We start from the raw sequence: 3,974 nt of genomic DNA on the forward strand, positions 1-3,974 counted from the left end.
CTCCGCTACAGCGGCAGCTCATGGTCCGAGCGTGATTCGGGCAGGTGTCGAACCCTCGTTGGTGATGGCCCGAAACAGCGGGATACTAATCGGATGCACAGTGGTCAGAGGCAAACCCCGTCTACAAGATATTGACGTGCACCGATTTGGGTGGGTCGACGATGCTGCGGGTGGGTGGCTCGAAGGTGGTGGGCCAGGCGTCGAAGATGCCGGCCTCGTTGTCGGTGGTCATTGCGCGACGGCGACGGGTCGGTGGACGGTGAGGTCGGCGGCGGGTGCGGGTGTCCAGCGCAGGCCTGTCTCGCCGAAGGTGGGGGCGGTGAGGGTGTAGCGGCCGGTGCGGTGCGGCGTCCCGCGGCCGTGGACGGTGGTTTCGAGGGTGATCGACTTGATACGACCCCTCCCCTGCTCGATCCCGCCGTAACCGGCGACCGTGGAGGCGATCGTGAGATCGATGCCAGGCATGTGCCCGTCCGTCAGCAGCAGCACACTCGCGTGCCGACGATTCCTGGCGAGCAAAGCCCTTGCGCGCGTGGGCGGTACGTCCCGACCATGTACGGTGGTGACGACCAAATCCAACCCGTCGAGACAGATCGAGGCGGCGTCGAGAGGGTCGGTCGATCCTGGATCTACGAGGTGGACTTTTGCGAGATTGCCGCCGTGTTCGTGGACGGCGAGCAGGCTCAACCTCGGTTGGCCGATGAGGGCGACGTGGTGGCCGGCGGCGGACGCTTCGGCGATGAGGGCGACGAGTATCGATCCGGCGCCGGTGACGGCGATGGCGGTTCCGCGGGCCAGGGCTCGGCGTGGGAGCAGAGCTGCGAGCAGCGGGGGTACTGGCATGGTGCGAAGGGTTTTGCCGCGTACAGCGCCGGTGAGCGGTTCCGGATCGTCGTCGACGACCGGCGTGACCCGATCGATGGGTTGAACCCGTTCGGGCGCGGCGATAGTGGGCAGATCGGCAGGCGCGTGGTCTCGGCGGCCGCCGGGGACGGTGGCCATCCGGCGGCGGAGGACGTCGAGCTGGGCGGCTTTATCGAGTCCGGTGAGGTCTTCGATCGCGTCGACGGTGGCCATGTGGATCGACCTTTCGCCGTGCCGGTGGGAGCTACCGCCAGAGTATCGAACACCCGTTCGAGTTGTCGAATGTGCTGGTGAGGTCGGTCAGCGGGGAACGGCGTGGCCGTCGAGGTCGGCCGCTGTGAAGGTCCAGGCGAGGTGCCGGTACAGACGCAGGGTGCATTTGACCTGTTCGAGGGCATGAAGAACGGTCGGGTGGTCGGGGTCGTGGCCCTCGCCTCGGATGGCGGCTCGTTCGTCGTGGTCCATACCTGCTTGGACGCCGCCGGGCTCGACTTGGTTCCGGCAACAGTCATTCGCGTGAATGACTGGACGAGCGTGGAGGCCGGGCCAGACGGGACGGGTGGTGGCCCCGCCCGGTGTGGGCGGGGCCGTCCGGCTAGAGCTCGAGCGGCTGGATCGGTTCGTCGGTGCGGTGTTTGCCGAGCAGGCATTCCCAGGTCCGGGTGTCGAGCTGCTCGGGTGCGACCCACTGTCCCCATATCGTGGCGTGGTGCACGTCCGCGTGCAGTCCACCCAGGTTGTGGGTGGCCATCGTCGCGCCGCGGTTTTGGGCGGCGGATGCGATGGCGGAGAGGCGATCTGGAAGCATGGCGAGTTCCTTTCGAGGTTCGGATGAGACGTAGCGATCGGGCATGACGAGGGTGGCCTGTCAACCCCGAAGAGGGAGCCTGCGACCGTGGGTTGACCGGTCGGGGTCCCCGGCATGTCAGACTCGGCGTCCTCGTACGACCCCTTTGGTGACCCACATGGGGCGACGCCGCAGGCGGCGAGGTGGTGCCGGCAGGTACACGTGCACTCGCACGGATGCACAGCTTCCGATCTGGGAGGCAAAAAAAGGGGGGCCCGGCCCCGTGGTGGGACCGGGACCCCGGAGGGCCTGGTGCTCAGTGGGTGCACCAGAAGGACCCGACCGGGATGGCCGCTCCCGGCTGCCTGTTGCACCACCCGCAGGTGGTGTCGTGCTCGATCCGTCCGAGCACTCCCTCGGCCTCCTCGATGAGGATGGGCAGCTCTACTGCCCTGGCGAGCGCGAGCGCTTCGGTGGCCCACCGGGCCGCGCGCGGCTCCCCAGCGGGGGCATTCGCGGCTGCGCCGATGAGGCCGGTGATGATCTGGTGATCGTTGAGCAGTTCGCAGTTCTTCATGTCAGGGACACCTTCCAAAGGTTCGGATGAGACGTCCCCGATCGACATGACGAGGGTGGCCTGTCAACCCCGAAGAGCGGAGCTTGCGGAGCGTGGGTTGACTGGTCGGGGTCCCCGGCATGTCAGACTCGGGCGACTCGTACGACCAAAATGGTGACCCATATGGGGCGGCCCCGAAGGGGACGTGCGGACGCGTCCCACGCGTTCGAATACTGTTGCACTGCAACGCCTACGGCTGCCCAAAAACGTCCATCCGCGCACCCGGCGGGATTGCTTTCACTGTGCCCATAGGTCCGACTGCGGGAAATCGAATGCAGCTCAATTACCGTGTCGATGAAGAATGCGGATATCGACGCTGGTTATCCTCGAGACGACGAATGCGGTTGCGCATTGCGAATGTGTCGATGAAAGGTTTTCCTGCTGTGGCCAAACGAGTGACAACCCAATTGGTGGACGATATCGACGGGTCGGTCATCGACGACGAGTCCGGCGAGACGATCGAATTTGCGATCAACGGCGTCGAGTACTCGATCGACTTGAAAGCGAAGAACGCCAACGAGTTTCACAAGAAGCTCGACTACTACGTCGGGCATGCGACGCGGGTCGGTGGCCGCAAGCGTAAGCCCTCCCCCGCTGCCGCGTCGACCGTGACAGCGGCCGGCGGATCGGTCAAGCGTGATCCGGAGCAGACGCGGGCGATCCGGCAGTGGGCGTTCGACCAGGGTTACGAGATCAGCGAACGTGGCCGGATTCCGGCCGACATCGAAGAGGCGTACAACGCCGCTCACTGATTTCGGTGAGCCGCCTGCGTCGACGTGAGCGGGTGCCGATGGTGGTGCGCCGAGCGGGGGAGCTCGAGTGCTTCTATCTTCTTCGCAACCCCTAGCGCGCCGCAGGTCTACGGCGTAGACCTGCGGCGTAGCACGCGGCCGTCGAGACGAGACTAATTCGGCGTCCGTCTTCGTCGGTGCGGTCGCCGGATCAGGGGATGTCTGATGCGGTGGAATGCACCTGCGGTGCCTCCGTGGCTTCCCAGCTGGCGAGTAGCTGGAGTCGATCGTGTGACGTGGTTCCCGGGGCGGCAGTGAACACCAGCATCTGCAGGCCACGATCGGATACCAGGTCCATGCTCTGGTAGGTCAGGTCAAGCGGTCCGACAATCGGGTGGTGGATTTTCTTGATGCCGTCTCGGTGTTCTCGTACATCGTGGGATGCCCACAGTGTCGCGAAATATTGGCTCCGGGTGGAGAGTTCGCCCACGAGGTCGCTCAGTTGTCGGTCGTAAGGTGAGCGGCCTGCCTCGGCCCGCAACACCGCCACGATCTGGCGGGTGTCTTTTCGCGGTGCGGAGCGCAGCGGAGCTCGGTTCGGAGGGACGCCCGCAGGGTGGCCGGCACCACCGCCAGGCGGAATGCATCACGCGCGTCGCCGCCGGCCAGCGGGCCACCTCCCACCTGAGGAGCTCGCCCGGTGACCGTGCGGGAGCAACGGAGACCGGCCACGCTCGGTGTCGCGGCAACAATGGGACGAATTCGGTGGTCGGGGTGGCGTGGAATGTTGACAGACCAACATGGGTGATGTTGGAGCAAGGCATGATGCCGAGGCATGAAGTGGGTTCGTGGTGTGTCGCTGGCCTTCGGTGTCCCTGTTGTGTTGATCGTGGGAGGAATTGTGTGGGGTCCGTTGATGGACTGGGATTTGACTCAGCCGCAGGCGACGTTGATCGCGGGGTTCGTGGCTGGGCCG

General features: G+C 65.5%; 6 protein-coding genes. 1 reads left to right on the forward strand and 5 read right to left on the reverse strand.

Translation table 11 applies throughout. From position 1 onward, the window contains the following. Positions 1-228: 228 nt before the first annotated feature. The 4 genes from J1M81_RS25660 to J1M81_RS25675 form a co-directional block, all read right to left on the reverse strand. Positions 229-1,077, reverse strand: coding sequence for a hypothetical protein (locus tag J1M81_RS25660; protein ID WP_206499146.1), 849 nt, complete (start codon positions 1,075-1,077; stop codon positions 229-231). Positions 1,078-1,164: 87 nt separating this feature from the next. Next, a complete protein-coding gene (locus J1M81_RS25665; protein ID WP_157226253.1) occupies positions 1,165-1,329 on the reverse strand; it encodes a hypothetical protein in 165 nt (54 codons plus the stop codon). Between the two features lie 130 nt (positions 1,330-1,459). Beyond that, positions 1,460-1,672: a hypothetical protein gene (locus tag J1M81_RS25670; RefSeq protein WP_206499147.1), complete on the reverse strand. Its 213-nt coding sequence runs from the start codon at positions 1,670-1,672 to the stop codon at positions 1,460-1,462. 295 nt (positions 1,673-1,967) lie between these two features. Beyond that, positions 1,968-2,228, reverse strand: a complete 261-nt coding sequence (locus J1M81_RS25675) for a hypothetical protein (RefSeq protein WP_206499148.1) — start codon at positions 2,226-2,228, stop codon at positions 1,968-1,970. Positions 2,229-2,650: 422 nt separating this feature from the next. Here J1M81_RS25675 and J1M81_RS25680 point away from each other — a divergent pair, with 422 nt between their 5' ends. Beyond that, complete coding sequence (locus J1M81_RS25680) at positions 2,651-3,019, forward strand: Lsr2 family protein (RefSeq protein WP_206499149.1); 369 nt, start codon at positions 2,651-2,653, stop codon at positions 3,017-3,019. Between the two features lie 190 nt (positions 3,020-3,209). Here J1M81_RS25680 and J1M81_RS25685 read toward each other — a convergent pair whose 3' ends face one another. Then, the gene (locus J1M81_RS25685; RefSeq protein WP_206499150.1) at positions 3,210-3,641 is read right to left on the reverse strand and encodes a hypothetical protein; all 432 of its coding nucleotides are present in this window, start codon (positions 3,639-3,641) and stop codon (positions 3,210-3,212) included. Between the last annotated feature and the right edge of the window lie 333 nt (positions 3,642-3,974).

Origin of the sequence: Rhodococcus sp. KRD175, from assembly GCF_017168275.1 — a bacterium.
In the GTDB taxonomy this organism is placed as follows: domain Bacteria; phylum Actinomycetota; class Actinomycetes; order Mycobacteriales; family Mycobacteriaceae; genus Rhodococcoides; species Rhodococcoides fascians.

What these genes read in the sequence shown, in the direction of transcription:
- J1M81_RS25660 (WP_206499146.1), bottom strand. Translation starts at nt 1,077, where the DNA reads ATGGCCACCGTCGACGCGATCGAAGACCTCACCGGACTCGATAAAGCC.
- J1M81_RS25665 (WP_157226253.1), bottom strand. Translation starts at nt 1,329, where the DNA reads ATGGACCACGACGAACGAGCCGCCATCCGAGGCGAGGGCCACGACCCC.
- J1M81_RS25670 (WP_206499147.1), bottom strand. Translation starts at nt 1,672, where the DNA reads ATGCTTCCAGATCGCCTCTCCGCCATCGCATCCGCCGCCCAAAACCGC.
- J1M81_RS25675 (WP_206499148.1), bottom strand. Translation starts at nt 2,228, where the DNA reads ATGAAGAACTGCGAACTGCTCAACGATCACCAGATCATCACCGGCCTC.